The organism is Actinomyces urinae (genome assembly GCF_900119695.1).
Lineage (GTDB): Bacteria > Actinomycetota > Actinomycetes > Actinomycetales > Actinomycetaceae > Gleimia > Gleimia urinae.
The window spans coordinates 282381-308483 of sequence record NZ_LT632547.1; the positions used below are offsets into that span (position 1 = coordinate 282381).

A 26103-nucleotide genomic window follows, 5' to 3' on the forward strand; every position below is an offset into this window, starting at 1 on the left:
AAGTTCAATAGTTCAGGCCTAAAGAAGACGCCCGCGCACGCGTCAGCATGTGCGGGCGTCCAACTTTTACGCTCGACTCCTAATTAGAGACGCTCACCAACGTACTCGGTCAGGTCTACGAGGCGGTTCGAGTAGCCCCACTCGTTGTCGTACCAGGAAACAACCTTCACCTGGTCGCCAATAACCTTGGTTAGCGGCGCGTCGAAGATCGACGAGTGCGGGTCGGTTACGATATCGGTCGAAACGAGGTAGCCATCGGAGTATGCCAGAACGCCCTTGAGCGGGCCCTCAGCAGCTTCCTTCATAGCGGCGTTAACGGACTCGATCGAGACCTCGGACTTCGTGGTGAAGGTAAGGTCGGTGACCGAACCGGTGATTACCGGAACGCGAAGTGCGTAGCCGTCCAGCTTGCCCTTGAGCTGCGGGAGCACGAGAGCAACAGCGCGAGCAGCACCGGTGGTGGTCGGAACAATGTTGACCGCAGCGGCGCGTGCACGGCGAAGGTCCTTGTGCGGAGCATCGTGAATGCGCTGGTCGCCAGTGTAAGCGTGGATCGTGGTCATGAGGCCGCGCTCAATGCCGAAGGCCTCATCAAGTACCTTAGCCATCGGAGCGAGGCAGTTGGTGGTGCACGATGCGTTCGAAATGATGTTGTGCTTAGCCGGATCGTAATCGGTGTGGTTTACACCAACAACGAAGGTAGCGTCTTCATTCTTAGCCGGTGCGGAGATGATGACCTTCTTAGCACCACCATCGATGTGTGCCTTCGCCTTGGTTGCATCCGTGAAGAAGCCCGTGGACTCAATCACGATGTCAACGTCGAGGTCGCCCCACGGAATGTTGGCGGGGTCGCGCTCAGCGAAAGCGGCGATGCGGTGGCCACCAACGGTGATGGACTCGTCATCGTAGGATACGTCTGCGTCAAGCTTGCCAAGAATGGAATCCCACTCGAGCAAGTGTGCGAGGGTCTCGTTGTCAGTTAGGTCGTTGACGGCAACAATCTCAAAGTCCGCACCCTGCTCACGAGCTGCACGGAAGAAGTTACGGCCAATACGACCAAAGCCGTTAATACCGACGCGGAAAGTCACAATGTCCTCCTGTAATGCGCTACGGCGCATTTTCGTCTGATGAAACTGAATGCCCAAAAATCGTGGGCACGCAGTCCGCAGTTTTCTGCGGTTCCAGCATTTCTAAATTTACACCGTTTCGATCGATTTAGCATGCTCGAATACGTCTTTTACGTTATTGCTAGGAAAATTCTTGGTTTCGGAAAGGTCTTTAGAGGTAAAAACTAAGCAAACATGGCGTTCGCGTTAGCTATCAACCCGCTATTTTGTTTAACCTTCAAGTAAATCCGCACTCAGGCTTGCTTCCGTATCCGCAATGCCGTCCTCGTGGGCGCGCTTATCCGCCATCGCGAGAAGTCGGCGAATACGCCCCGCAATCGCGTCCTTAGTCAGTTGTGGGTTAGCAAGCTTGCCAAGTTCTTCAAGAGAGGCCTGCGGGTGACTAACGCGAAGTTCACCTGCCTCACGCAGATGCTCGGGAACCTCGTCGCCCAAGATGTCGAATGCGCGCTTCACCCGCGCACTTGCAACTACAGCTGCGCGCGCGGACCTGCGCAAATTAGCGTCGTCAAAGTTAGCCAGGCGGTTAGCGCTACCACGGGCTACGCGGCGCTTGCGGCGCGCCTGCCATATTTCCAGGGTTTCAGGAGCCTCTAGGGCCTGCAGAATCGAGGCGATACCATCGGCCTCGCGCACCACAACTCGCTGCGCGCTGCGAATCTCGCGCACCTTCGCCTGGGCGCCCATTCGGCGAGCGAAACCAGCCATTGCAAGCGCAGCCTCTGGACCGGGAGCCGTGATTTCCATTGCCGAGGACCTACCGGGCTCCATCAGAGAGCCGCGCGCTAGGAACGCCCCGCGCCACGCTGCGATGGCCTCGGCATCGCCCGAAGCAACAATCCGGGTGGGTAGACCTCGCACCGGACGGCCCTGCGCATCAATTAGTCCGGTCATGCGGGCCAGGTGATCGGCGCGCTCCACCACGCGCACAACGTAGCGGTCCCCCTTCTTTAGCGCTCCCCCAGAGACGATCACCACCGAAGAGTTCACCTTAAAAAGCTTCGCCATGAACGTGCGCAGGCGGGCAGCCGTGGCCGGAAGATCAACTTCGGCCTCAATAATTACGCGGCCTGAAACCAGGTGCAAACCACCTGCAAAACGGAGCATCGAGGCTACCTCCGCCACCATTTCAGATGGAGTGGCAACGGGTTTCTTAACCAGTTCCTCTTTCAGAGCGAGCGTCAGCGACATTAAACTATCTCCACAATCTAGGCGAGCCAGGCCTCGCGCCGTCCCACTTCACCCAAGAAGCCATCAAACGCGTCACGTAGCGCTGCCGCCAGACGTAACGGGTCGTGCAAGGGCTGAGATCCACCGATCGACACCTGTCGAAGCAGTAGTCTAGCGCCTACCTCGCGGGCGGCGTTCTCCAAGTCCTCAATATCGTCAACCGTAGAAGGCTGAGCAATCACCACGTCAAGCGCAAATTCAGGAGCGTGTTGAGCCAGAACACGAACGTGGTCACCAGCAGAAAGCATCTCTGTTTCGCCCTCTTGCTCGGCAAGATTCAACACGAGGGCTCGCCGCGCCTTCGTTGAAACTAGCGCGTCGTGCAGTTTTGGCACCAGCAGGTGCGGGAGCACAGAGGTGTACCACGAGCCTGGGCCCAGCACCACCCATTCAGCCTCGGCGATCGCGTTCAGAACTTCGGGAGCCACCGGCGGGTCAGCTGGGTTCAGGCGCACCGCTCGGGTTTGTCCTTCGGCGGTGGCTACGGCGCATTGACCTCGCACTACCCGTGTTAGCCCATCGGTGCCCTCAACGTCGGCCTCGATCTCCAGTGGGGCCTGTGCCATTGGCAATACGCGGCCATGGGCGCCCAGTAACCGAGCGATCCAGTCCAGGCCATCGACCTGGTCGCCCAAAAGTTGCCAGAGGGATACGATCAGAAGATTTCCGAGGGCGTGGTCATTTAGCGGGCCATCGGTGTGGAAACGGTGCTGCATGACGTCGCGCCACGTTAGGCCCCATTCGGAGTCATCGCACAGCGAAGCGAGCGCCATCCGCAGGTCTCCCGGAGGTAACACGTCCATTTCCTCGCGTAGCCGCCCCGAGGAGCCGCCGTCGTCCGCTACGGTTACCACTGCGGTGAGCTGATGCGTTATGTGTTTGAGGGCGCGCAGGGTTGCAGAAAGGCCGTGGCCGCCGCCAAAAGCAACCACTCGTGTGCCGGCCTCTCCCCTGCGTGGCCAGCCGTTTGCATCCAGTAGACCTGCCACGATTACTCCCTACCCAAGTCCCTGTGAAGCACTCGAACAGGGAAGCCTTCATCACGCAGCGTGGCCGCAATCAGTTCAGTCATGGCAACCGATCTGTGCTTACCACCGGTGCAGCCTACCGCGATGGTAGTGAAGGGCTTCAGTTCATTCACGTAACCGCGGATCATGGGGGCGAGTAGTTTTGCGTAGTTGATAGCGAAATCGCGGGCGCCGGGCTGCTCCAGCACGTACTTGGCAACCGGCTCATCGCGTCCCGTTAGGTGGCGAAGTTCGCTAACCCAGTACGGGTTGGCCAAGAAACGCACGTCCAGCACGTGGTCCGCGTCCAGCGGCAGCCCGTACTTAAAGCCGAAAGACATGACGGTGAGTTTTAGTTGCGTGTCGGCCTCGCCTGCAACGATGTCCCGCATGTGCCGGGTGAGGTCATGTACCGACATTTTTGAGGTGTCGATGATCTCATCCGCGCGGGCGCGAAGCGGAGCGAGCATCTGTTTCTCTTTACGAATCCCGTCGAGAATTCGCCCGTCGCCCTGGAGAGGGTGCGGACGCCGGTTAGACTCGTAGCGGCGCACAAGCGTGGCATCGTCTGCCTCGAGGAAAATAATTCTGTATGTAACCGCGTCTTCGTTGAGTTTAGCGAGGACATCCTCGAGGTCGTGAAAGAACTCGCGGCTGCGAACATCTACCACTGCGCCCAGGCGGTGCACACCCGAGCCGTCCACGGTCATCATGCCGGCCAGTGCCGGTAGTAGCGTGGGCGGAAGATTATCTACCACGTACCAGTCAAGGTCTTCCAGTGCCATTGAAGCGCGTGTGCGGCCCGCGCCGGACATTCCGGAGATGATGATTAGCTCTGGTTCATTGGCTTTAGGGAGCCGCGCCATCTCATCAAGTAACGGGATACCCGCAGGCACAGTTGGCGGGTTATTTTCAGTCACCGACTTCATGTCTTCACTCATGTGTCTAGTTTGCCAGCCTTTTGGCCGCTCGTCTCGCTTTCTTTGTTACCGGGCTCATTCGCCTGGGCGTGGAAGAAGTCAAAAATAGCTTGTGCCAACATGGGGCCCACACCGGGTGCAGTTTGGAGTTCTTCTACACTAGCCTCGCGAATCTTCTTTGCGGATTTGAACTTCTTCAGTAGTTCAGCCTGCCTGGTGGGGCCGAGGCCGGGCACTTGATCAAGCACGGATCGTCTCATCGCTTTGGAACGTTTTTGACGGTGGTGGGTGATGGCAAAGCGGTGGGACTCGTCGCGGAGGTGTTGGAGCAGATACAGGCCGGGTGAGGTGCGTGGCAGGATGACCGGGAAGTCGTCACCGGGGATCCATACTTCTTCGAGCCGTTTTGCTAGCCCCACTACGGGTACGGTAATGCCGAGTTCTTCTAGCGTTGCCGAGGCAGCGTTTACTTGCGGTAGGCCCCCATCAACCACCACCAGGTCGGGCCGGTAGGAGAATCTGCGAGGCAGGCCGGTTTGTGGGTCTACCGGGCCGGAGGCCAGTTCGATGCCATCCTCGTCGTAGCCAGACTCCCCCGCTTCCTCAGCCAAGAGTCTCTTGAAGCGGCGAGTTAGGGTTTCGCGCATGGCAGCCGTGTCGTCCGGTACGCCTTCGCCGTCCTCGCCTCGGATAGTGAAATGACGGTAGTCGGTTTTGCGGGGCGCCCCGTCTTCAAAAACGACCATGGACGCCACCTGGTTTGTGCTCATCGTGTGGGACACGTCGTAGCACTCGATGCGTAGCGGTGCGGATGAGAGGTCAAGATAATCGCGCAGTTCTTCGAGGGCTTGGCTACGCTGCGTGAGGTCGCCCGCGCGTTTGGTCTTGTGCAGGCGCAAGGCGTGCTCCGCGTTAGCTTGAACGGTGTCCATGAGGGCGCGTTTTTCGCCGCGTTGAGGGATACGCAGGTCTACGTTGGCGCCGCGAATTTGGGTGAGCCATTGGGTGACTGCTTCGGCGTCGCTGGGGAGGACTGATACGAGTACTTCACGTGGAACAGCGGAGGTTGGGGCGTGTTCAACGTCGTCAACGGAGACTGCGGCCACTCGTTCGTGTACGTCTGCGCGGGTAGCTTCGGCGTAAACCTGTTGGAGCAGACGCTGCATAAGTTCGGCTTCACTGGTGTTGTCCGGGCGGTCTACTACCCAGCCGCGCACGCCACGGATACGGCCTCCGCGCACGTGGAACACTTGGACTGCAGCTTCGAGTTCGTCAACAACTTGGGCGAATACGTCCGCGTCCGTGCCATCACCGAGTACAACGGCGTTTTGCTCCAGGACCTTGTCGAGCGCTGCCAGTGAATCGCGCAGGCGCGCGGCGCGCTCGAAGTCGAGTTCGGTGGCGGCTTGCTTCATTTGGCTTTTGAGGTCGCGAATGTAGGGGCCAACTTTGCCGGACATGAATTGGCACAGCTGCTCGGCTAGTTTGTAGTGGTCTTGTTTGGAGATTTTTCCTACGCAGGGTGCGCTGCAGCGTTCGATGTAGCCGAGTAGGCAGGGCCTTCCGGCGCGTTCGGCGCGACGGTAGACGCCTTTGGAGCAGGTGCGGATGGGGAATACTCGTTGGAGTTGGTCTACAGTTTCACGAATGGCCCACACTTGGGAGTAGGGGCCGAAGTAGCGGGTGTCTTTGCGCCGGGCGCCTCGCATGATTTGCATGCGCGGCACGTCCTCCCCCATAGACACCGCGAGGTAGGGGTAGGATTTGTCATCCCGATACATGACGTTGAAGCGCGGGTCGTACTGTTTGATCCACGAGTATTCCAGCGTCAGCGCTTCAACTTCTGTGGCTACAACGGTCCACTGCACTGAGGCTGCCGAGAACACCATTTGCTGAGTGCGCGGATGTAGGCCGGCGGGGTCCTGAAAATAGTTGGTGAGGCGGTTGCGTAAATTCTTGGCTTTACCCACGTATATGACGCGCCCCTCAGCGTCACGAAAACGATACACCCCAGGCTCAGCTGGGATCTCAGACGTCTTCGGACGATAAGTTACAGGGTCAGCCACGCCTCGATTCTACGAAGTTTAGACACCGAGAGCGAGCGCTCGTGAGCACTCCTGTTCGCAACCTTCGACGAGTCCCCAAGAATGATTTGTGGTTTGAACTGGGCCACTTCATAGATTGGTGGTGACAGCGACCGCATATCAGCTGATGATCCTGCTAGGACCCAGTGGGCAGTAACTTGCAGCCGTACTTCGTCTACATACCCGAAAACAGGTCTGGCTCTTGCGTGTCCAGCCCTAGGGCGCGGGCCACGCGGTACTCTAACTGCAAAAGCGAACGTTTGCGATCCACTCCACCCGCGTAACCCGACAGTGTGCCATCCGACGCGATTACCCGGTGACACGGCACAACAATCGACAACGGATTATGACCCACAGCCGTGCCCACCGCCCGATACGAACGCGGCCTCCCTACCGACTGCGCAACTTCCTTATAAGTAGAAACGGCGCCGTAAGGAATCCTTTGCAGGCACCGCCAAACTTCCGTGTAAAATCCCGAATCTGGTAACCGAAGCGGGACAGAGAACTCCAGCCGCTCCCCTGCCAAATACTCGTGTATCTGATCCGCAGCCGCGCTCAGCACACTATCTGCCGGCGACACCCACACACCCAAATCCTGCACGCCCGGCGCCGGATGATGATCCGAAAAATACACACCCATCAGGAATTCGCCCTGCGCAACCAGGCTCAGCTCACCAACGGGAGTTACCGTCAAAGTGTGTCGCAAAACCACTTGCAGTTCCCCTCCCGCCTCAAAATGAAAACTCATCAGCATGTGCCAAACGGATGACCGACGCAAGCAAACACGCCGAAAATCATCTGGTTTCATAAACATACAATTGTGTATTCGACGCCTACAAAACCTATTGGAATCATTAACGAAAACAAAAGTATCCAAAGGAGCGCCGATGACCCGCCTAATGACGCAACCCCGCACCAACAAGGCCGAATACACAATCGACCAAAACGAAACGATCCTCACCGCACTGCGTGAACGCGCAAGACGCCGACCAAACGAAGTTGTCATGGAACGCCGGCGCGAAGTGGGCGGATGGTACGCGGTATCAGCAAAACGCTTCGTCACAGAAATTGACAACATCGCACGCGGCCTGCTGGGCTTAGGGCTAAAACAGGGCGATGCGTTAGCAATCATGTCATCCACGAGGCCGGAATGGACTCTCATCGACCTTGCGGCCCTCTCCATTGGCGTGATCGTGGTTCCCATCTACGAGTCCGACTCCGTAAGCCAAATCGAATGGATCTGCAAAGACTCCAACGTGCGCATCGCTATCTGTGATACCCACGCGCGCGCCCAACTGATCGAACACGCTAACACGCCAACCGTTGGGCGAATCATGACGTTCGAATCCGGCGCTATCCGCACCGTCCTGGAGGCAGCCACCTCCATCAGCGAGGACACGCTGCGCGCAGTGCAGGCAGAAGTCGACGTAGACTCCATTGCAACGGTCATCTACACCTCCGGCACCACGGGCGTTCCCAAGGGCGTAATCCTCACCCACCGAAACTTCGTGGGCACCACCAAAGCCATCGCGCAAGTGGTTCCAAACATTCTTTACTCCACTCAGACGCGCTTCCTGCTATTCCTTCCCCTTGCCCATGTTTTGGCTCGTTTTGTCCAACTTGCAGTGCTTTCCGGGCGCGGCGTGTTCAGTCACTCCCCTGACACTAAGAACCTGCTTGCCGATATCGAGAGCTTCCAGCCTTCACTGCTGCTTCTCGTGCCGCGCGTACTTGAGAAGATCTACAACGCTGCCGAAGCCAAGGCTGGCAAGGGAACCAAGCGCAAACTGTTTCGCTGGGCAGCCCAAGCCGCAATCGACTACTCCAAAGCAATGGAAACCACGTTTGGCCCAACGGCTGCGCAACGTCGCAAACGAACGTGGGCAGACCGGATTGTGCTGCGCAAAATCCGCCGTCTACTCGGCCCCAACATGAAGTACGTTGTCTCCGGTGGAGCTCCCCTGTCCCCCACACTCGGCCACTTCTTCCGCGGCATGGGCCTTACAGTCTACGAAGGGTGGGGACTATCCGAAAGCACCGGCCCGATCAGCCTGTCCGACCCCCACAACCCGATCATGGGATCTGTCGGCCAAGTTCTTCCCGGAAACACCATCACGCTTAACGACGAAGGTGAGATCCTCGTCAAAGGCGTCTCCATCACCCCCGGCTACATGAACAACCCAGAAGCCAGCGCCAAAGCATTCGATGAGGACGGCTGGTTCCACACCGGCGACATCGGCCACATCGATAGACGTGGCAACCTCTACATTACGGGCCGGAAGAAAGACATTATCGTCACCGCAGGCGGCAAGAACGTAGCGCCCGCCGGCCTCGAAGAATTACTAGTCACCCACCCGCTCGTCTCCCACGTCATCGTGGTTGGCGACCAAAAACCATTCATTGGCGCGCTCATCACCCTCGACCGCGAAATGCTCCCCACCTGGCTGGCCAACCACGGCCTTGAAAACATGGACGTCACGCAGGCGGCCCAGCATCCGCGCGTCATCGCATCACTAGACAAAGCGATTGCAAGAGCAAACAAGTCGGTTTCTAAAGCTGAATCGATCCGCGAGTTCCGCATCATTAACGCGGAGTTCACCGTTGACAACGGCTACCTCACCCCCTCCATGAAACTAAAGCGAGCCGAGGTCGCGCGAGACTTCGCCGGTGAGATCGAAGCTCTCTATGCCACGTGAAGCCGGGCACCGGATGATCCACTAGGCTGGAAATATGTGCAGAAAAACCGTACTTGTAACCGGTGGCAGCCGCGGAATAGGGCGTGCCATTAGCGAAGACCTATCCAAGGATTGGCATGTTCTTGTAGGAGGACGCGGCGAATCAGCCATGAGCGTGGCTTCCTCCCTCGAATCTGCACAGCCCTGGGTGGTGGATATCACCGACGAGGAGGCCGTTCGCGACGCATGCGCCAAAATCGACAAGCTCGATGCGCTGGTACTCAGCGCCGGCATCTCCATGGGTAAAACCATTGCCGAAGCCACGCGCGAAGACTGGGAAACGATCCTGAATGTGAACGTGATAGCCCAGGCGAACCTAGTGAAGCACCTGCTGCCCGCGCTACGCAAAGCGCGTGGCCAGGTGGTTGCCATCAACTCTGGCTCCGGCTTCAACTCAAAGGCGGGTGGCGGCCTGTACTCCGCCTCGAAATTCGCGCTTCGAGCCATGACCGACGCGCTCCGCGAAGAAGAGCGCACCGCGGTGCGCGTCAGCTCCGTGCATCCGGGCCGGGTAGATACCGACATGCAAGTGGAGATTCAAGAGCAGGCCGGCCGTGACTACAATCCGACTGATCACGTGCGCCCCGAATCGATTGCAAAAACCGTGCGCCTAGCCCTCGAAACAACAGAAGACGCCACGGTTGAAGTCATCTCTGTGCGACCGGTTAACCAAATCTAAACACCACCGATTGCTGGCATCGCTTTGTAAAGCGGTATCAGACCAGAAATCGCAGTATCTGGCGAAAAGAAACGCTATTTTGCGAGGATCTTCGCCAAATAGTGGCCGGTGAAAGAGCCCTTAACCTCAGAGACTTGCTCCGGGGTTCCCTGCGCAATCACCTTGCCGCCTCCCGAGCCTCCTTCGGGCCCCATATCGATAACCCAATCAGCGGATTTAATGACGTCCAGATTGTGCTCAATGACAATCACCGTGTTGCCTTTATCGACCAGGCCCTGCAATACGAGGAGCAATTTGCGGATGTCCTCGCTGTGAAGACCCGTGGTTGGCTCATCCAAGACGTACACCGTGCGGCCACGCGAACGCTTCTGCAGCTCCGCGGCCAGCTTAACGCGCTGCGCCTCGCCGCCGGAGAGTGTGGTTGCGGACTGGCCCAGGCGCACGTACCCCAGACCTACCTCAACCAGCGTGTTCAAATGCCGCGCAATACGCGGGATATGCTCAAAGAACTTCGCGCCCTCTGAAATGGGCATGTCCAAAATGTCTGAAACGTTCTTGCCCTTGTATTCGATTTCCAAAGTCTCGCGGTTGTAGCGTTTACCTCCGCAAACCTCGCAGGGAACATACACGTCGGGCAGGAAGTTCATCTCAATCTTGATGGTGCCATCGCCCTTACAGGACTCACAGCGCCCACCCTTAACGTTAAACGAGAAGCGGCCCGGCTTGTAGCCGCGCACCTGAGCCTCCTGCGTCTGCGCAAAGAGCGTGCGCACGTGATCCCACACGCCCGTGTAGGTGGCCGGGTTTGAGCGCGGCGTTCGCCCAATTGGCGATTGGTCTACGTGCACAACCTTGTCGAGCTCCTCCACACCCGCAATGGTGCGGTGGCGGCCCGGCACAATCTGCGCGCGGTTCAACTTCGACGCCAGGGAGCGGTACAGAATCGTATTCACCAAAGTGGACTTACCCGAGCCGGACACACCAGTTACCGCCACAAAAAGCCCGAGGGGGAATTCAACCGTTAGGTTCTGTAGGTTGTTCTCCACCGCTCCTCGCACCGTCAGCATTCGTTGCGGGTCCACAGCGCGTCGTTCCTTCGGCGTGGCGATCGACTTACGCCCCGAAAGGTAGTCTCCCGTAATCGACTTCTTATTCGCCTTCAGTTCCTTCAAAGTGCCAGAGTGAACGATCTGGCCACCATACTCGCCGGCGCCTGGCCCGATATCGACTATCCAATCGGCGGCCTCCATTGTCTCTTCATCATGCTCGACAACGATCAGAGTATTTCCGAGGTCGCGTAGGCGAATCAGCGTGTCAATCAGGCGCCTATTGTCGCGCTGGTGCAGGCCGATGGAGGGCTCATCAAGCACGTACAGCACGCCCACCAGGCCCGAGCCGATCTGCGTCGCCAATCTAATGCGCTGGGCCTCACCGCCCGAGAGAGTGCCCGCCGAGCGTGAGAGCGTCAAATAGTTCAGCCCCACATCCACCAAGAAGTTGAGGCGCACCAAAATCTCTGTGAGCACCGGGGCCGCAATCTGCTTCGCCCTGCCCTGTAGGTGCACATTCTTCAAGAAGTCGCGAGCTTCCAAGATCGATAGATTCGAAAGCGCAGCGATCGAGAGGTCACCAATCGTAACCGCCAAGACCTCGGGCTTCAGACGCGCTCCCTCACAAACCGGGCAGGGAACCTCCCTCATGAATGAATCCAGGCGCTCCAACTGGTTCTCTGACTCCGTTTCGGAACGCTTACGCTCAATATAGTTAACCGCGCCTTCAAACCCAGTTGTGTAAGAACGCCGTCTGCCCCACCGGTTCTTGTACCGAACGTGCACCTCGTAGTCATTGCCGTACAAAACCGCCTTCTGGATCTTCTTCGGCAAATCCTTCCACGGCGTAGTCATCGAAAAATCGAGCTGCTTAGCCAGTGCCTCCAGCAGGTTTGCGTGGTACTTGTTGTTAGCAGTCCAGACGGCAATCGCGCCATCTTTTAGCGAAACGTCCTCATCTGGCACCAGCAGATCCGGATCCACTTCCAGCTTTGAACCAATCCCGGAGCACTCCGGGCACGCACCGTAAGGAGCGTTAAATGAGAAGGTGCGTGGCTCAATCTCCTCGAGCATCAACGGGTGACCATTCGGACATGCCCGAGCCTCTGAATAACGGCGTGAGCGGTGCGGATCGTCCTCGTCCAAATCGATCCGCTCAATCACCACAATGCCGCCCGCAAGCTCCAGGGCGGTCTCCACCGAATCCGTGAGGCGCTGGCGGAGTCCATCTTTAATCACCAGACGGTCCACTACAACGTCGATCGTGTGCTTCAGATTCTTGTCCAGCTGGATATCTTGATCGAGGCGGAGCTGCTCACCATCTACGCGAACGCGCGCAAAGCCCTTCTGGCGCATCTCATCAAACAGATCCTGATACTCGCCCTTGCGTCCCCTAACCAGTGGAGCCAGGACGAGGAAGCGTGTGCGCTCGGGAAGCTCTAAAACCGAGTCCACGATCTGCTGCGGAGTTTGGGCGGTAATCTCAGCCATACACTGCGGGCAATGCTGTACGCCCGCGCGGGCGTACAAAAGACGCAAATAGTCGTGAATCTCCGTGATAGTACCAACCGTTGAACGCGGGTTGCGTGACGTTGACTTCTGATCTATCGAGACCGCGGGAGACAGGCCCTCAATGAAATCGACGTCCGGCTTATCCATCTGGCCCAGGAACTGGCGCGCGTACGAGGATAGTGACTCCACGTAGCGGCGCTGGCCCTCTGCAAAAATCGTGTCGAAAGCCAGTGATGACTTACCCGAACCTGACAAACCCGTAAAAACGATCATCGATTCCCTGGGCAGATCCAGGTCAACACTCTTCAAATTATGCTGGCGCGCACCGCGGACAATTAGCGAATCATTCACACCTCTACCCTAAATACCCCAGACCAAAAGCGCACATTTGTTCGATTCCAGCAAAACCAACCAGCAGTGTTAATGCACTCGGCGGGCCAGCTCCCTTCCACTTCATTCAAAAATGTGACTTCGCGGCTTGTCCAGCTGAAAAAGTCTCGACCACGAGAGATAATGTAGCCATGCACACATACGCCGTTATTTATGAATATGAGCCGCAACTGCTTGCTCTTACCGACAACTGGCGCCCAGCGCACCGCGAATACCTTCGCAAGTTGCACCGGCAGGGCAAGCTATTCACCTCTGGCCACCTACGCGAGGCCAGCCACACAGGCGCACTGCTAATCATGCGTACTGAAACCGCTCAAGAGGCTCGCGCCCTTCTAGAAAAAGACCCGTTCTTTGAGCACGGGCTCGTGACTAACATCATTGTTCGAGAATGGAAGCCGACCATTGGCGATCTGGCTGAACGCTTCTCTAACGTCTCAGACTTCCCCATCTCAAATCCGTAGAGATAAACGCGAAGCGCGGGGTTGGTTTCACCCAACCCCGCACTTTTATTGCCTGAAACGATTTAGCCGCGCACTAGGCGTACTTATTCAAATGTGCGAGGACGGCTTGCAATACCTGCCCGGGCTGTTCTACCGCTGCCAGGTGAGCCGCGCCCTCAACGCAGGCCAAGTTCACCTGCTCGTTGCCTCCCTCGCAAAGCGAAGCAACCAGATCAAGCGCCGCGTCCTTTGGTAGCGTCCCATCAAACTCTGCGCGCACAACCGTAATCGGCTGGTCCACCCCAGCAAGGCCGGGGCGATTATCCATATTCGCGATCACCTCACAGCATTGGGCGTAACCCTCATCGCAGCAATCCAAAAAGGTCTGGCGCGTACGCTGAACGCCGTGTCCGTTTGCCTGGTAAAAAGATGGGGTGAACCAGCGTTGCAGCGTTGCCTCCACCAAAGCCTTTGTTCCCTGCTCACGGACCGCGCCGGCACGCTCCGTCCAAGCGCTGGAAGGTAGCAACACCGGACCAGAACACATCATGATCACGCTCTGGATCCGCTGAGGGTGATTAATCCCCATCCAAAGCGACATCATGCCACCCAATGAGAGACCCGCGATGTGGAATCGATCCACCCCGAGCTCATTCGCAACCTCCAGGATCCAATCTCCCAGCATCGAAGGAGTCACCTCACCCTGAACTTGCGGTACCTGCGAGCGGCCATGGCCCGGGAAATCGAAGCGAACCACGCGATAATCAGCGAGTCCCGGTGCTACCTCATTCCACATGTTGCGGTCTGAGCCCAATGAAGATCCGAGGAAAATGACTGGCGCGTCGGCCGGTCCGAAAACGTCATAGCTAAGTGTCGTCATATTCCCACGATACTGCGAATGCGCTCCCATGGCGTACCATCATTGCGTGAAGGTCTTAGTGCGCTACATTGATCCGTTTATCGTCAGCATCCTTGCCATCTTAGTTATCGGCATCCTCGTTCCGATCCCCGCGCAATGGATTGATGTCCTCACCATTATGGGCACCGTAGCTGTCATGATCCTATTCCTCGTCTACGGCATGCGGCTTCGCACCAGTGAGATCATTGAAGGCCTAAAGAACCTGAAGCTACAAGCCAGTGTGCTTGCCTCCACTTTCCTTGTCTTCCCCATCCTCGGTGCCATTACGCAGCCCCTGTTTCGGCCCTGGCTTGGCGCCACCTTTGCTCTTGGCCTGCTCTACCTGACTCTCCTGCCCTCAACCGTGCAAAGTTCCATATCGTTTACCTCGATCGCGGGCGGCAACGTAGCTGGTGCCGTATGTGCCGCCACCATCTCAAACATCCTCGGCATGGCACTCACGCCCCTCCTCGTCATGATCATCATGGGCGCGTCCACCGGGGTTGGCTGGGGATCAATCGTAGATGTCCTCGTCAAACTACTCATTCCATTCATCATTGGGCAGCTACTCCAACCCAAGCTTGGCGACGTTGTGCGAGCCAACAAATGGCTAACAAAAACCGTTGACCGTGGCACCATCCTCATCGTTGTTGCCTCCTCCGTTGCTGGCGCTACCGCTCGGGGCCTGTGGAGCACGCTCACTTGGGGCGATGCCATTGGCCTCGTCATCGCATCTAGCATTTTGCTAGCAATCATGATGAGCGCCTCGTGGAAGGCTGGTCACCTGCTCAAGATGAATCGCGGCGATAACATCGCCCTGCTCATGTGCGGATCTAAAAAGTCCCTGGCAACCGGCCTACCCATGGCTGCCATTATCTTTCCGCCTCACATCGTGGCGGCCGTGACCGTTCCAGTCATTGTCTTCCACCAACTGCAGCTCATGGCCGCCGCAGTCATCGCAAAGCGCCTCGCCGCAACAACCGAGCAAACGGGTGAAAACACCTGGTAATCGGCCTGCTATTAGCCTCAGACGATAGTTATTCGTCTATGTCGCCGACAATGCGGTTCAAATCGCCAAACTTGCGTGAGTAGTTACGGAATACCAACTCAATCAGGAATGAGCACGCTGCCGCTAACACCAGGACACCCAGCCACTGGGTTGGCGTGGGCCATGTGAGGGCAAAGAACGCGCGCATAGGTTCAATAAGCACTATTGCCACACCAGCGCTCAGCATTGCGAACAGGATAACCGCTCTGTATGCAACGATCGGGCGGGACATCACAGACAGCAAGTAGAGCGCCGCCATGAGCACGGCCAACGTTGCCACTGTAGAGCCAACCTCTAGCGACTGCGCTGCGTAGAACCTCTGCGCTACCAGCGCTGTAACTGCCAAAACTATGCCGGAGGGTATCGCGATGTGCAGCGTGCGCTCGAGGAAGCCGGGCCTATACCTGCGGTAATTCGGCGTTAGTGACAAGAAGAACGCGGGAATGCCTATTGTTAAACTCGAAATGATTGTCAAATGACGAGGCAAGAACGGGTATCTCCACGCAAAAATAGCGACCAGTACCGCAAGCAGGGCCGACATTGCCGTCTTGGTAAGGAACAGGGACGAGACACGCTCCATGTTCGCAATGATGCGGCGGCCTTCAGCGACAACGCGAGGCAACTTCGAGAATTTACCGTCCACGAGGACAAGCTTTGCCACTGCTCTCGTTGCGGGCGCTCCTGATCCCATCGCAATGCCGAGGTCCGCATCCTTTAGCGCGAGGACATCGTTCACCCCGTCACCCGTCATAGCAACCGTATGCCCACGCGATTGCAATGCTTTTACCATCTTGCGTTTAGTTTCCGGAGTCACGCGCCCAAACACGTCAAACTCATTGACTGCCTCGACAAAGTCCTCCTCGGCCTGCGGCAAATCGCGCGCGTCCAGAACCTTTACCGGCTCGCCGCGTCTTACTCCCACGCGGTTAGCAATCGCAGCTACCGTGCTGGGACTATCACCCGAAATCACCTTGATCTGAACGTCTTGGCGTAAGAAATAAGAGATTGTGTCCGCGGCATCCGCTCTAATCTGCTCAGCCAGAACCACAATCAAAACAGCTCTCAACTGCTTCGGTAGGCTCGGCTTATCCTCATCAATATGATCCGAAGTGGAATGGGCCAGACAAACAACACGGGCCCCTTGCTCCGTGAAGGTCGAAACCTGATCTAAAGTCTGAGCCGCATTCACCGCGTGGTTTGCCACAATATCGGGCGCACCAAAATACCAAGAACCCGAGTCGGTGACTGCCGCCGACCATTTGCGCGACGAATCGAACGGGACGACCTGCTCCAGCTTCGCCGGTTCAATACCGCTGAGGCCCGCCATAGTGGCTTTCGCGGTCTGGTTCTCCCCGCCCGCAACCATTGCCGCAAGAGCGCTTTGGGCGTCCTCTTCTATCGACTCATCCAGACAAATCACCTGCTGCGGCGCGATTTCCCCCGTAGTGATCGTACCTGTCTTATCGAGGCAGAGCCGATCCACACGGGCCAAAACTTCAACCGCGCCAAGTTCTTGAATGAGGACGTTACGCTTTGCTAAACCTGCCCCGGCAAGCGCGAAGTTAAGAGACGTGAGCAGTACCAAGCCTTGCGGGATCATGCCCACCACACCCGCAACGGCGAGCACCACTGCGTGCTGCCACGTAGTGCCCTCGTCAGAACGCAACTGGGAGGCCACCAGCAGTAGCACAACAGGCAAGATTACCCAGGAAATCCACTTCAGGATCGTGTTGATGCTCTGCCCGATCTCAGACTTAACCCTCTTGAACTGCTTAGCCTCTTTAGTGAGCCGATTCGCGTAGGAATCCTCACCCACCTTTGAAGTCTCAAACAGGGCCTCGCCCGCAACCACAGCCGTACCTGAAAGTACCGAATCGCCCTCGCGCTTGCGTACGGGCACCGACTCCCCCGTCAGCATCGACTCGTCCACACGCAATCCGTAGCTTTCTAGGACCGTGCCGTCAGTTGGCACCTGATCACCCGAGCCCAGTAGCACCAGGTCACCCAAAATCAGCTCGGCCGATGACACCTGTACCCGCGCACCATCGCGGATCACCCACGACCTCGGGGACTCCAAGATCGCTAAACTATCCAGCACGTACTTTGCGCGGATCTCGGAGTAAATTCCAATCACAGCATTGGTTACCATCACAATGCCAAACACCGCGTCACGCCAGTTGCCAACCAGTAACACGACCACTACGGCCGTAGTTAAAATCGCGTTGAACAGCGTGAAAAGGTTGGACCGAATGATGACCTTGATGGGCCGGGAAGTAGTGCTCTCAACCCAGTTGGTTTTGCCTAGTTGCTTAGCCCGGGCAACATCGTGCGCACTAACTCCCACATGGCCCAAGTAGCGGTCTTTGGTCGCGGCTGTTTCACTCACGGTTAAATCCTAATGGCGAACCCTGATTATTGCCTCGACGTTGCTTTTAGGGTGCGAGTTAAGAGTCCGCACGATTATCTGCCCGAGTCTTCAGCATAGATGCCACCACCGTTATGAGCAGGGTACCGCCAATAAATCCGAGTGAGGCGGGAATACCGATCTCTGGCACATTAAACGGCATACCCGAGTTGATGAACGGCAGATTGTTCTCGTGCAGAGCATGCAAAACCAGTTTGACCCCGATAAAGCCCAAAATTGCAGCAAGACCAAAGTGTAGGTAAACCAAGCGCTCAAGGAGGCCATCGATCAAGAAATACAGCTGACGCAATCCGAGTAGTGAGAATGCGTTCGCTGCGAAAACTAGGTACGGCTCTTTAGTGAGCCCAAAGATCGCAGGAATCGAATCGAAAGCGAACATGATGTCCGTAGATCCAAGAGCAATAATTACCAAGAGCATTGGCGTCAGATAAGTGCGTCCCGCGTGGCGGTGAAGCATCTTATCCGAAAGGAACCCATCGGTAACTGGGAACACCTTGCGCACCAAACGCACGAATCCAGGTTCCTTGTACTCGTCCTCTTCCTCATCTCCCTGGATCCCTTCGCGCACCTGCGAGTAGGCCGTGTACAACAACCAAATACCAAAAATGTAGAAGATCCACGCGAACTTTTCGATGATCGCAGCGCCGATCAATATGAAGATCAGGCGCATGACCAGGGCCATCACAATGCCATAAAGGAGGACCTTCTGCTGATACTTGCGCGGCACTCGAAATGCCGAAATGATCAGCACAAACACGAACAGGTTGTCCAAAGACAGCGACTTTTCAGTGATGTAACCGGCCCAATACTCGCCGGCATACTGCAAATCCCAGAAGAACCAGACTACAAAGCCGAACACAACGCCAAGAAGGATGTAAGCAACCGACCAGACCGCCGCCTCTTTCAGCGTTGGCTCATGCGGGGTGCGGACGTGCCCGACAATATCGACGATAATCAGGGCAAGGATAATAACGGCCAGCATGATCCAGCCAAGAGCATGAACGTGCAATTGAAAACTTTCGGTAGTCCAAACAGGGCTTATCCGAAGGTCTTCTCCACCACTTCAGTGGCCACAACACCGGGTTTTCACCGTGCTGACGATGCTGTGATTGTGGGAGTACTCCCCCTCGACAAGCCCATTCTATCCAAAATCGCTCGCCGCGCCGAGAGGCCTGCAGTGGTTCTTCTCACCGGTTAATTTGCATCGCGCATTTGGCGAAGCTCCTGCTTAAGTTCCTTCAGCTCATCCCGCAGTCGGGCAGCAACTTCAAACTGGAGCTCCTCAGCAGCCAGGTGCATTTGCTTCGTCAGCTCATCAATCAGACCGGCCAGATCATCCTCGGCGGCAGCCGCCAGACGAGCTCGCGCCGACAAATTCACCTCGCCTGCTCGACGTGAATCCGCAACTGCCTTACGGTAGCCGCCCTCCAAAAGCTCTTCGGTATCGATGTCCTCGCGGGCAAGCATATCGGTGACATCTTGAATCTTCTTGCGCAGCGGCTGCGGATCGATGCCGCGCTCCTTGTTGTAAGCAATCTGCTTCTCGCGACGCCGCTCCGTCTCATCAATCGCGCGCTGCATCGAATCTGTGATGTTGTCAGCGTACATATGAACCTCACCGGCAACATTTCGGGCAGCGCGCCCAATAGTTTGAATAAGGGAGGTAGTAGAGCGCAAGAATCCTTCTTTGTCCGCATCCAAAATTGCAACCAGTGAAACCTCGGGTAGATCCAAGCCCTCGCGCAAAAGATTAATACCGACCAGTACATCAAACTTGCCTTGGCGTAGTTCACGCAATAGTTCCACGCGACGAAGCGTATCCACATCCGAATGCAGATACTCCACGCGCACACCGCGAACCGACATGTAGTCCGTTAGGTCTTCAGCCATACGCTTGGTCAAAGTGGTGACAAGCACGCGCTCGCCCCGCTCCACGCGCGCATTGACCTCGCCAAGCAGGTCATCAATCTGCCCCTCTGTTGGTTTGATGACGATCTTTGGATCCACGAGGCCGGTGGGGCGAATGATCTGCTCAACAACACCCGAAGCTTGGGACAGCTCATAGGAACCAGGAGTTGCAGACATGTATACGGTTTGGCCGATCCGCTGGAGAAACTCATCCCACTTGAGCGGTCGGTTATCCATTGCCGAGGGCAAGCGGAAGCCGTGGTCAACTAGCGTGCGCTTACGGGACATATCCCCCTCGTACATGGCGCCGATTTGCGGCACAGTCACATGCGACTCGTCGATAATCAGCACAAAATCATCCGGGAAATAATCCAGCAGAGTATGCGGCGGCGTGCCCGGCCCGCGCCCATCAATGTGACGCGAGTAGTTCTCAATACCCGCACACGTGCCAATCTCGCGCATCATTTCAAGATCGTAGGTTGTGCGCATACGCAACCTTTGGGCCTCAAGAAGCTTGTTCTGACCTTCAAACCACTGAACGCGCTCATCAAGTTCCTCTTCAATGGTCTTAAGGGCGCGCTTCATGCGTTCTTCACCCGCAACGTAGTGCGAGGCCGGAAATAGGTACACGTGATCGGTTTCGCGAATGAGATCACCGGTAAGCGGGTGCAGGTACGCTAGGGCGTCGATCTCGTCCCCAAACATCTCAATGCGAATCGCGAGCTCTTCATAAACGGGAATGATCTCGATGGTGTCACCCCGCACGCGGAAAGTGCCGCGCGAAAACGCCATGTCATTGCGCGAATACTGCATATTCACAAATGCACGCAAAAGGTCATCTCGCGAGACCTCCATACCAACGCTCAGTTCCACCATGCGCGCAACATACTCTTCAGGCGTACCCAAACCGTATATACATGAAACCGATGCCACGACAACCGTGTCGCGCCGAGTAAGCAAAGAGTTCGTTGCAGAGTGGCGCAGCCGCTCTACCTCATCATTAATCGATGAGTCTTTTTCGATATACGTGTCCGTCTGTGGCACGTACGCTTCCGGCTGATAATAGTCGTAGTAGGACACGAAATACTCAACCGCATTGTTCGGCAGCAAACTGCGTAGTTCCGCGGCGAGCTGCGCGGCGAGCGTCTTGTTTGGTGCCATCACCAGCGTGGGGCGCTGGATCTGCTCAATCAGCCACGCGGCTGTAGCCGACTTACCGGTACCCGTGGCGCCCAACAAGACAATGTCTTTTTCACCAGCGTTGATCCGCTCGGCCAGCTCCCTAATAGCCGTTGGCTGGTCACCCGACGGGGTGAACTCAGAGACGACCTCGAAAGGCGCTTCCTGGCGAACAACAGTCTGGTTTTCCATACCTTCTAGTCTAAGCTTCTGTGCCTGCAGTAAGCATTTGGTAGAGTTCGCGGGCCACGCAATCTAGATCTGCCAGCGAGCCCTCGTTTTCGATGATGATGCTGGCATGTTTGCGCCGCTCCGCATCGCTCATCTGGTTCATAATCCGCCGCCTGGCATCCTGCTCGTCCATTCCTCGCATGCCCGTCAAACGAGCTACGCGGTCTTGTTCATCTGCCACAACGACAGCAACCGCATCAACCATGTGCGTCATTTTGGCCTCTATCAAAACAGCTGCGTCATACACCGCAAGGCCGTCATTTGGCGCCGCCTCTAAAATCTCTAATGCGCGCGCACGGATGCGTGGATGGGTTATCGCATTTAGATCTGCAAGGGCCGCCTCATCGTGAAAAACAATGCTGGCTAGGCTTGCCCTGTTTAACACACCGCCCGGAGCAACCTCGGATCCGAAACGCTGAATGATGTGCGCCAGAGCATCCTTATCCGGCCCGGTGATCTCCCGAGCGATCACATCGCCATCAGCAATCGTTGCGCCCATCCCGCGCCAAACGTTTGTAACCGCAGATTTACCGGCCCCAATACCGCCCGTGAGTCCGATCCAAAGCGGACGCGCCTCGCGTAGTTGAGCGCTAGGGACCGAAACAGATTTCATTAACGGCAGTTTGACAAGAGCGCGCGCTCCCCCGCGCTGGATCTCTTCCCAAGCCATATCGACCTCCCAGTTTCTAGTTGCCCCAAAACCCGATTGAACAGTTCGACTATAGCGAGCAATAAAGAGGTGGCCGAGTGGTTTCCCACTCGGCCACCTCCTGAACGTCTAGTTCAAGCGCCTAACGGCAACAAGACAATTAGTTGTTCGTCAGCTTCTCGCGAAGCGCTGCAAGCGCCTCGTCAGAAGCGAGGGTGCCCTCCGACTCAACCGGGGTCGAGTAGGATGCCTGATCCTCAATCTTCGGAGCAGCCTCGGCGTCCTCTTCCATCGCACGAGCAACCTGAGCCTTGTGGGACTCCCAACGAGCGTGAGCCTCAGCGTACTGGGACTCCCAAGCAACGCGTTGCTCGTCGTAGCCTTCCATCCACTCCTGGGTCTCCGGATCGAAGCCCTCAGGGTACTTGTAGTTGCCGTTCTCGTCGTACTCAGCGGCCATGCCGTACAGCGACGGATCGAAGTCCGAAGAGTTCGGATCCACACCTTCGTTAGCCTGCTTCAGCGACAGCGAGATGCGGCGGCGCTCAAGATCAATGTCGATGATCTTAACGAAGACCTCATCGCCCACCTTCGCGACCTGCTCCGGAGCGTCGATGTGACGCTGCGCAAGCTCGGAAATGTGAACGAGGCCCTCAATGCCATCCTCAACGCGAACAAACGCGCCGAACGGAACCAGCTTGGTGACCTTGCCCGGCACAACCTGACCGATAGCGTGGATGCGGGCAAATGCCTGCCACGGATCTTCCTGAGTAGCCTTGAGCGAAAGCGAAACGCGCTCGCGGTTCATATCGACGTCGAGAACCTCAACGGTAACCTCGTCGCCAACCTCAACAACCTCGGACGGGTGATCGATGTGCTTCCAAGACAGCTCAGAAACGTGAACGAGACCGTCTACACCGCCAAGATCAACGAACGCACCGAAGTTAACGATCGAGGAAACAACACCGGAACGAACCTGGCCCTTCTGCAGGGTGTTGAGGAAGTTGGTGCGCACCTCAGACTGGGTCTGCTCCAACCAAGCGCGGCGAGACAGAACAACGTTGTTTCGGTTCTTGTCCAGCTCAATAATCTTGGCTTCAAGCTCACGGCCAATGTACGGCTGCAGGTCACGAACGCGACGCATCTCCACGAGGGATGCCGGCAGGAAGCCACGCAAACCGATGTCGAGGATAAGGCCGCCCTTGACGACCTCGATGACGGTACCGTTTACAACGCCATCTTCTTCCTTGACCTTCTCGATCGTGCCCCAGGCACGCTCGTACTGAGCACGCTTCTTCGACAGAAGCAAACGGCCTTCCTTGTCTTCCATCTGAAGAACAAGAGCCTCAATCTTGTCGCCAACCTCTACAACGTCATCAGGATCGACGTCGTGCTTGATCGACAATTCGCGCGAAAGAATAACGCCCTCGGTCTTGTAACCGATATCTAGCAGGACTTCATCGCGGTCAACCTTGACGACAGAGCCTTCGACAATGTCGCCTTCCTTGAAGTACTTGATGGTCTCGTCGATAGCGGCGAGTAGATCCTGTTCGGATCCAATATCGTTGACTGCAACCTGCTCGGGCTGCGGGGTTGAGTTGGTCATAAAGTTTAAATCCCCGAATACGGATAAATAGTAGTGAATACGGACAATTTGGCGCCTATGCGCACAGTTTCAAACTGTAACGACAAAGAGCACCAATGGCAATGGTACCAGTGAAGTTCCGGCCCATACGAAATAAAATCGAGACTCTAGGCATGAGAGTTTGGTCGCATTTTGGGCCAAACGCTCATTCGCGTCCCATTCTTAGGACTAATGGCCGGCACTACGCCAGTTATCGCCGATGCCCATGGACACATCCAGGGGCACATCCAGGGCAACCGCATTAGACATCGCATGCTTCACGAGTTTTTTAATCTCGTCTTTCTCACTGTTCTTGATCTCAAGTACAAGTTCGTCATGCACCTGCAGCAGCACGCGCGAGCTCAGACCCGATTTGGCAAGGGCGCTATCAAGGTGAATCATCGCAACCTTGATGATGTCCGCTGCAGAGCCTTGAATCGGCGCATTGAGCGCGGCGCGTTCGGCCATCTCTCTTCTCTGGCGGTTAGTCGAAGTGAGGTCCGGAAGATAGCGACGCCTCCCAAACAGCGTGGTGGTGTAACCCACCTTGCGAGCGTTCTCCACCAGGCCTGCGAGGAAATCCCGTACTCCCCCAAAGCGTTCGAAATACTTATCGCGTAGCGCAGCGGCCTCGGCAACGCTGATGCCGAGCTGCTGGGACAGACCATAGGAGGATAAGCCATAAGCTAAGCCGTAGGAAGTTGCCTTGATTCGGCTACGCAGATTCGAATCGACTTCATCAACGGGCACGTGGAACACCATGGAGGCCATGGTCTTGTGCAAATCCTCACCCGAATTAAAAGCCTCAATCAACGCCGCGTCTTCAGACATGTGCGCCATGATGCGCATTTCGATCTGCGAATAGTCTGCAGTGAGAAGTGCGTCAAAGCCGTCCGCTGGAACGAACGCCTCGCGAATCCGCAGCCCCTCCTCCGTGCGGGCCGGAATGTTCTGCAAGTTAGGCTGAGTGGAGGACAGGCGCCCCGTGGCTGCCTTGGTCTGTTCGAATGTGGTGTGAATGCGCCCATCAGGCTGTACCGAACCGATCAGGCCGTCAACCGTTTGGCGCAGCTTAATCTTGTCGCGATGCTCCAGCAGGTGCGCAAGGAAAGGATGCTCCGTTTGCAAGAACAGCTTTTCAAGAGCATCCGCGTTTGTGGTGTAGCCCGTTTTTGTTTTCTTAGTCTTGGGCATATCCAACTCGTCAAACAGCACTGTCTGCAGCTGCTTGGGACTGGAAAGATTAACCTCGTGTCCGATCACCTCATAAGCGGCATCGGCGGCGCGGTTCACCATACTGCCAAGCTCATCCGACATCGCCCGCAAAGTGTCCATGTCCGCGCCAATGCCTACGTGCTCCATCTTCCACAACACGTTGTGCACCGGAAGCTCCATTTGCTGGAATAGCTCCCACGCGTCCTGCCTGTTCAGCTCTGCCCGCATTGGCTGCTCCAAATCGTACAGAGCTTGCGCAAGGATCACCTTCTGCGAATGATCGGTCAGCAAAGACAACTGCCCGTCAGACTCTTCGGCCGCAATAGTGCGGTCCAAATAGCGTCGCGCTAGAGCCGGGAGCTCATAGCCTCGCTGATCGGGACGCAAAAGATAGGCGGCGAGCTCAGCCTCAAACCAAATGTTCTCAAAGCCAATGCCGCGGTCGGCAAACAGGTGCCGCCACTTTTTGGCCTCGTGCGTGATAACCCGCGCCTTGCTAAATAAAGCTTGCAGGTCATTCGCAGCGGCTTCGTCAAGATCAACGGGATCTACGATAAGAGCCCTTCCGGGGGTGTACAGCACGACCACTTCGATATCGCTACCGGCCAGAACTGGTAGAACCGCCAAGAGGTCACCCTCCTCGACGGTTTGTGCCCACGCTTCGATCCCAACCTGAGGGTACGTTGAGGTTTCAACCTGCACCGCCTCACTTGCCGATGGAGTGGGAGCCTCATCCTGATCAGCCACATCTACAGCAAAAACCCGGGAGCGAAGCGTTGCGAATTCAAGGGAATCGAAGAGCTCCTCAACTCCATTGCGGTCAAACGGCTTGCGTTCTAAATCTGCAAGGTCTACTTCCAGATCAACGTCGCGGAGCAGCGCATTTAGACGGCGATTGCGACGCACATCTTCTAGATGCTCGCGCAACGCCTCGCCGCGCTTACCGCCGACCTTGTCCGCATTCTCAATCAGCTGCTCAAGGCCGCCGTACTTCTTTAACCACTGTGCGGCCGTCTTATCACCCACACCAGGAACGCCGGGCAGGTTATCTGCCGATTCCCCTACCAGCGCCGCAATTTCTGGATACTGAACTGGCGCTACGCCGTAACGATCCGTTACCGCCTGCGGATCCATCAGCCTTAAATCCGACATTGAACGTCCCGGATAAATCACGAACGTAGAATCCGTGACCAGCTGGAAGGTATCGCGGTCTCCAGAAGCCAAAAACGTCTCCATCCCCGCTTCTTGTGCCATCTCAGAAACCGTTGCGAGGACGTCATCTGCTTCTACGCCCTCTTTAACAACCACGGGGATGTCTAGCTTCTTCAGCACCTCTTGAATGAGAGGAACCTGGCTCTTAAACTCATCCGGCGTCTTCGCGCGCCCCGCCTTATACTCGGGATACTCATCGGAGCGAAAAGACTTCTCAGCAGCATCAAAAGCTGCCAACACATGCGTTGGTTCGTAGTCGGCAAGCATCTTCACAAGCATCGAAACAAATCCGTAAACCGCGTTAGTGTGCTGCCCCGTGCTCGTAATGAAAGATTCCACGGGTAGCGCGTAGAACGCTCGAAATGCCATCGAATGGCCATCTAGAACTAGAAGTCGTTTTTCACTCACGCCTTCAAGCCTAGAGCAGAGGGCCGCAATTCACAGCACCTACAGTACCGAGAGAGCACAACCAAACGTCTATTGCGCACCTTGCTATACACCTGCGAGCCGGGAGGAACGTAAGCTGGGTACTAGTTATTTA

At 56.5% G+C, this 26103-nt stretch carries 18 protein-coding genes; 4 read left to right on the forward strand and 14 right to left on the reverse strand.

Annotation, left to right across the window (positions count from 1 at the left end; translation table 11 throughout):
* Positions 1–83: 83 nt before the first annotated feature.
* From gap to BQ7114_RS02625, 6 genes are all read right to left on the reverse strand, one after another.
* Positions 84–1088: a type I glyceraldehyde-3-phosphate dehydrogenase gene (gap, locus tag BQ7114_RS02600; RefSeq protein WP_072341578.1), complete on the reverse strand. Its 1005-nt coding sequence runs from the start codon at positions 1086–1088 to the stop codon at positions 84–86.
* A gap of 249 nt (positions 1089–1337) precedes the next feature.
* Entirely contained in the window at positions 1338–2318 is a 981-nt protein-coding gene (gene whiA / locus BQ7114_RS02605; protein WP_072341581.1) for a DNA-binding protein WhiA, read from the reverse strand.
* Between the two features lie 17 nt (positions 2319–2335).
* The gene (locus BQ7114_RS02610) at positions 2336–3346 is read right to left on the reverse strand and encodes a gluconeogenesis factor YvcK family protein (protein WP_072341583.1); all 1011 of its coding nucleotides are present in this window, start codon (positions 3344–3346) and stop codon (positions 2336–2338) included.
* 2 nt (positions 3347–3348) lie between these two features.
* Positions 3349–4305, reverse strand: coding sequence for an RNase adapter RapZ (rapZ, locus tag BQ7114_RS02615; RefSeq protein WP_072341586.1), 957 nt, complete (start codon positions 4303–4305; stop codon positions 3349–3351).
* On the reverse strand, positions 4302–6350 hold the full coding sequence (uvrC, locus tag BQ7114_RS02620) for an excinuclease ABC subunit UvrC (RefSeq protein WP_072341588.1): 2049 nt from the start codon (positions 6348–6350) through the stop codon (positions 4302–4304). The genes rapZ and uvrC overlap by 4 nt, the downstream gene beginning before the upstream one ends.
* 193 nt (positions 6351–6543) lie before the next feature.
* Positions 6544–7116, reverse strand: a complete 573-nt coding sequence (locus BQ7114_RS02625) for a methylated-DNA--[protein]-cysteine S-methyltransferase (protein ID WP_072344666.1) — start codon at positions 7114–7116, stop codon at positions 6544–6546.
* 139 nt (positions 7117–7255) lie between these two features.
* Here BQ7114_RS02625 and BQ7114_RS02630 point away from each other — a divergent pair, with 139 nt between their 5' ends.
* Positions 7256–9064 (forward strand): AMP-dependent synthetase/ligase, encoded by a 1809-nt coding sequence (locus tag BQ7114_RS02630; RefSeq protein ID WP_072341591.1) that lies wholly within the window; start codon positions 7256–7258, stop codon positions 9062–9064.
* A 34-nt stretch (positions 9065–9098) separates the two neighbouring features.
* On the forward strand, positions 9099–9782 hold the full coding sequence (locus tag BQ7114_RS02635) for an SDR family oxidoreductase (RefSeq protein ID WP_072341595.1): 684 nt from the start codon (positions 9099–9101) through the stop codon (positions 9780–9782).
* 74 nt (positions 9783–9856) lie between these two features.
* Here BQ7114_RS02635 and uvrA read toward each other — a convergent pair whose 3' ends face one another.
* Positions 9857–12694: an excinuclease ABC subunit UvrA gene (gene uvrA, locus BQ7114_RS02640; RefSeq protein ID WP_072341598.1), complete on the reverse strand. Its 2838-nt coding sequence runs from the start codon at positions 12692–12694 to the stop codon at positions 9857–9859.
* A gap of 170 nt (positions 12695–12864) precedes the next feature.
* On the opposite strand from uvrA, the gene BQ7114_RS02645 reads away from it, so the two are divergent.
* The gene (locus BQ7114_RS02645; RefSeq protein WP_072341601.1) at positions 12865–13194 is read left to right on the forward strand and encodes a YciI family protein; all 330 of its coding nucleotides are present in this window, start codon (positions 12865–12867) and stop codon (positions 13192–13194) included.
* 73 nt (positions 13195–13267) lie between these two features.
* On the opposite strand, the gene BQ7114_RS02650 is transcribed toward BQ7114_RS02645, so the two are convergent.
* Entirely contained in the window at positions 13268–14053 is a 786-nt protein-coding gene (locus BQ7114_RS02650; RefSeq protein ID WP_072341604.1) for an alpha/beta fold hydrolase, read from the reverse strand.
* A 46-nt stretch (positions 14054–14099) separates the two neighbouring features.
* Here BQ7114_RS02650 and BQ7114_RS02655 point away from each other — a divergent pair, with 46 nt between their 5' ends.
* Positions 14100–15080 (forward strand): bile acid:sodium symporter family protein, encoded by a 981-nt coding sequence (locus BQ7114_RS02655; protein ID WP_083431824.1) that lies wholly within the window; start codon positions 14100–14102, stop codon positions 15078–15080.
* A gap of 28 nt (positions 15081–15108) precedes the next feature.
* Here BQ7114_RS02655 and BQ7114_RS02660 read toward each other — a convergent pair whose 3' ends face one another.
* From BQ7114_RS02660 to polA, 6 genes are all read right to left on the reverse strand, one after another.
* Entirely contained in the window at positions 15109–17505 is a 2397-nt protein-coding gene (locus tag BQ7114_RS02660; RefSeq protein WP_072341610.1) for a cation-translocating P-type ATPase, read from the reverse strand.
* A gap of 58 nt (positions 17506–17563) precedes the next feature.
* Positions 17564–18553 carry a TerC family protein gene (locus tag BQ7114_RS02665; RefSeq protein ID WP_072341613.1) on the reverse strand — a complete coding sequence of 330 codons (990 nt, stop codon included), beginning with the start codon at positions 18551–18553 and terminating at the stop codon, positions 17564–17566.
* A gap of 185 nt (positions 18554–18738) precedes the next feature.
* Positions 18739–20823: an excinuclease ABC subunit UvrB gene (gene uvrB / locus BQ7114_RS02675; protein WP_072341620.1), complete on the reverse strand. Its 2085-nt coding sequence runs from the start codon at positions 20821–20823 to the stop codon at positions 18739–18741.
* A gap of 10 nt (positions 20824–20833) precedes the next feature.
* Positions 20834–21475 (reverse strand): dephospho-CoA kinase, encoded by a 642-nt coding sequence (coaE, locus tag BQ7114_RS02680; RefSeq protein WP_072344669.1) that lies wholly within the window; start codon positions 21473–21475, stop codon positions 20834–20836.
* A gap of 196 nt (positions 21476–21671) precedes the next feature.
* A complete protein-coding gene (gene rpsA / locus BQ7114_RS02685) occupies positions 21672–23117 on the reverse strand; it encodes a 30S ribosomal protein S1 (RefSeq protein ID WP_034507790.1) in 1446 nt (481 codons plus the stop codon).
* 207 nt (positions 23118–23324) lie between these two features.
* Entirely contained in the window at positions 23325–25970 is a 2646-nt protein-coding gene (gene polA, locus BQ7114_RS02690) for a DNA polymerase I (protein ID WP_072341623.1), read from the reverse strand.
* Positions 25971–26103 lie beyond the last annotated feature (133 nt).

What these genes read in the sequence shown, in the direction of transcription:
- whiA (WP_072341581.1), bottom strand. Translation starts at nt 2,318, where the DNA reads ATGTCGCTGACGCTCGCTCTGAAAGAGGAACTGGTTAAGAAACCCGTT.
- rapZ (WP_072341586.1), bottom strand. Translation starts at nt 4,305, where the DNA reads ATGAGTGAAGACATGAAGTCGGTGACTGAAAATAACCCGCCAACTGTG.
- BQ7114_RS02625 (WP_072344666.1), bottom strand. Translation starts at nt 7,116, where the DNA reads ATGAGTTTTCATTTTGAGGCGGGAGGGGAACTGCAAGTGGTTTTGCGA.
- BQ7114_RS02630 (WP_072341591.1), top strand. Translation starts at nt 7,256, where the DNA reads ATGACCCGCCTAATGACGCAACCCCGCACCAACAAGGCCGAATACACA.
- BQ7114_RS02635 (WP_072341595.1), top strand. Translation starts at nt 9,099, where the DNA reads ATGTGCAGAAAAACCGTACTTGTAACCGGTGGCAGCCGCGGAATAGGG.
- BQ7114_RS02645 (WP_072341601.1), top strand. Translation starts at nt 12,865, where the DNA reads ATGCACACATACGCCGTTATTTATGAATATGAGCCGCAACTGCTTGCT.
- BQ7114_RS02650 (WP_072341604.1), bottom strand. Translation starts at nt 14,053, where the DNA reads ATGACGACACTTAGCTATGACGTTTTCGGACCGGCCGACGCGCCAGTC.
- uvrB (WP_072341620.1), bottom strand. Translation starts at nt 20,823, where the DNA reads ATGGAAAACCAGACTGTTGTTCGCCAGGAAGCGCCTTTCGAGGTCGTC.
- coaE (WP_072344669.1), bottom strand. Translation starts at nt 21,475, where the DNA reads ATGAAATCTGTTTCGGTCCCTAGCGCTCAACTACGCGAGGCGCGTCCG.
- rpsA (WP_034507790.1), bottom strand. Translation starts at nt 23,117, where the DNA reads ATGACCAACTCAACCCCGCAGCCCGAGCAGGTTGCAGTCAACGATATT.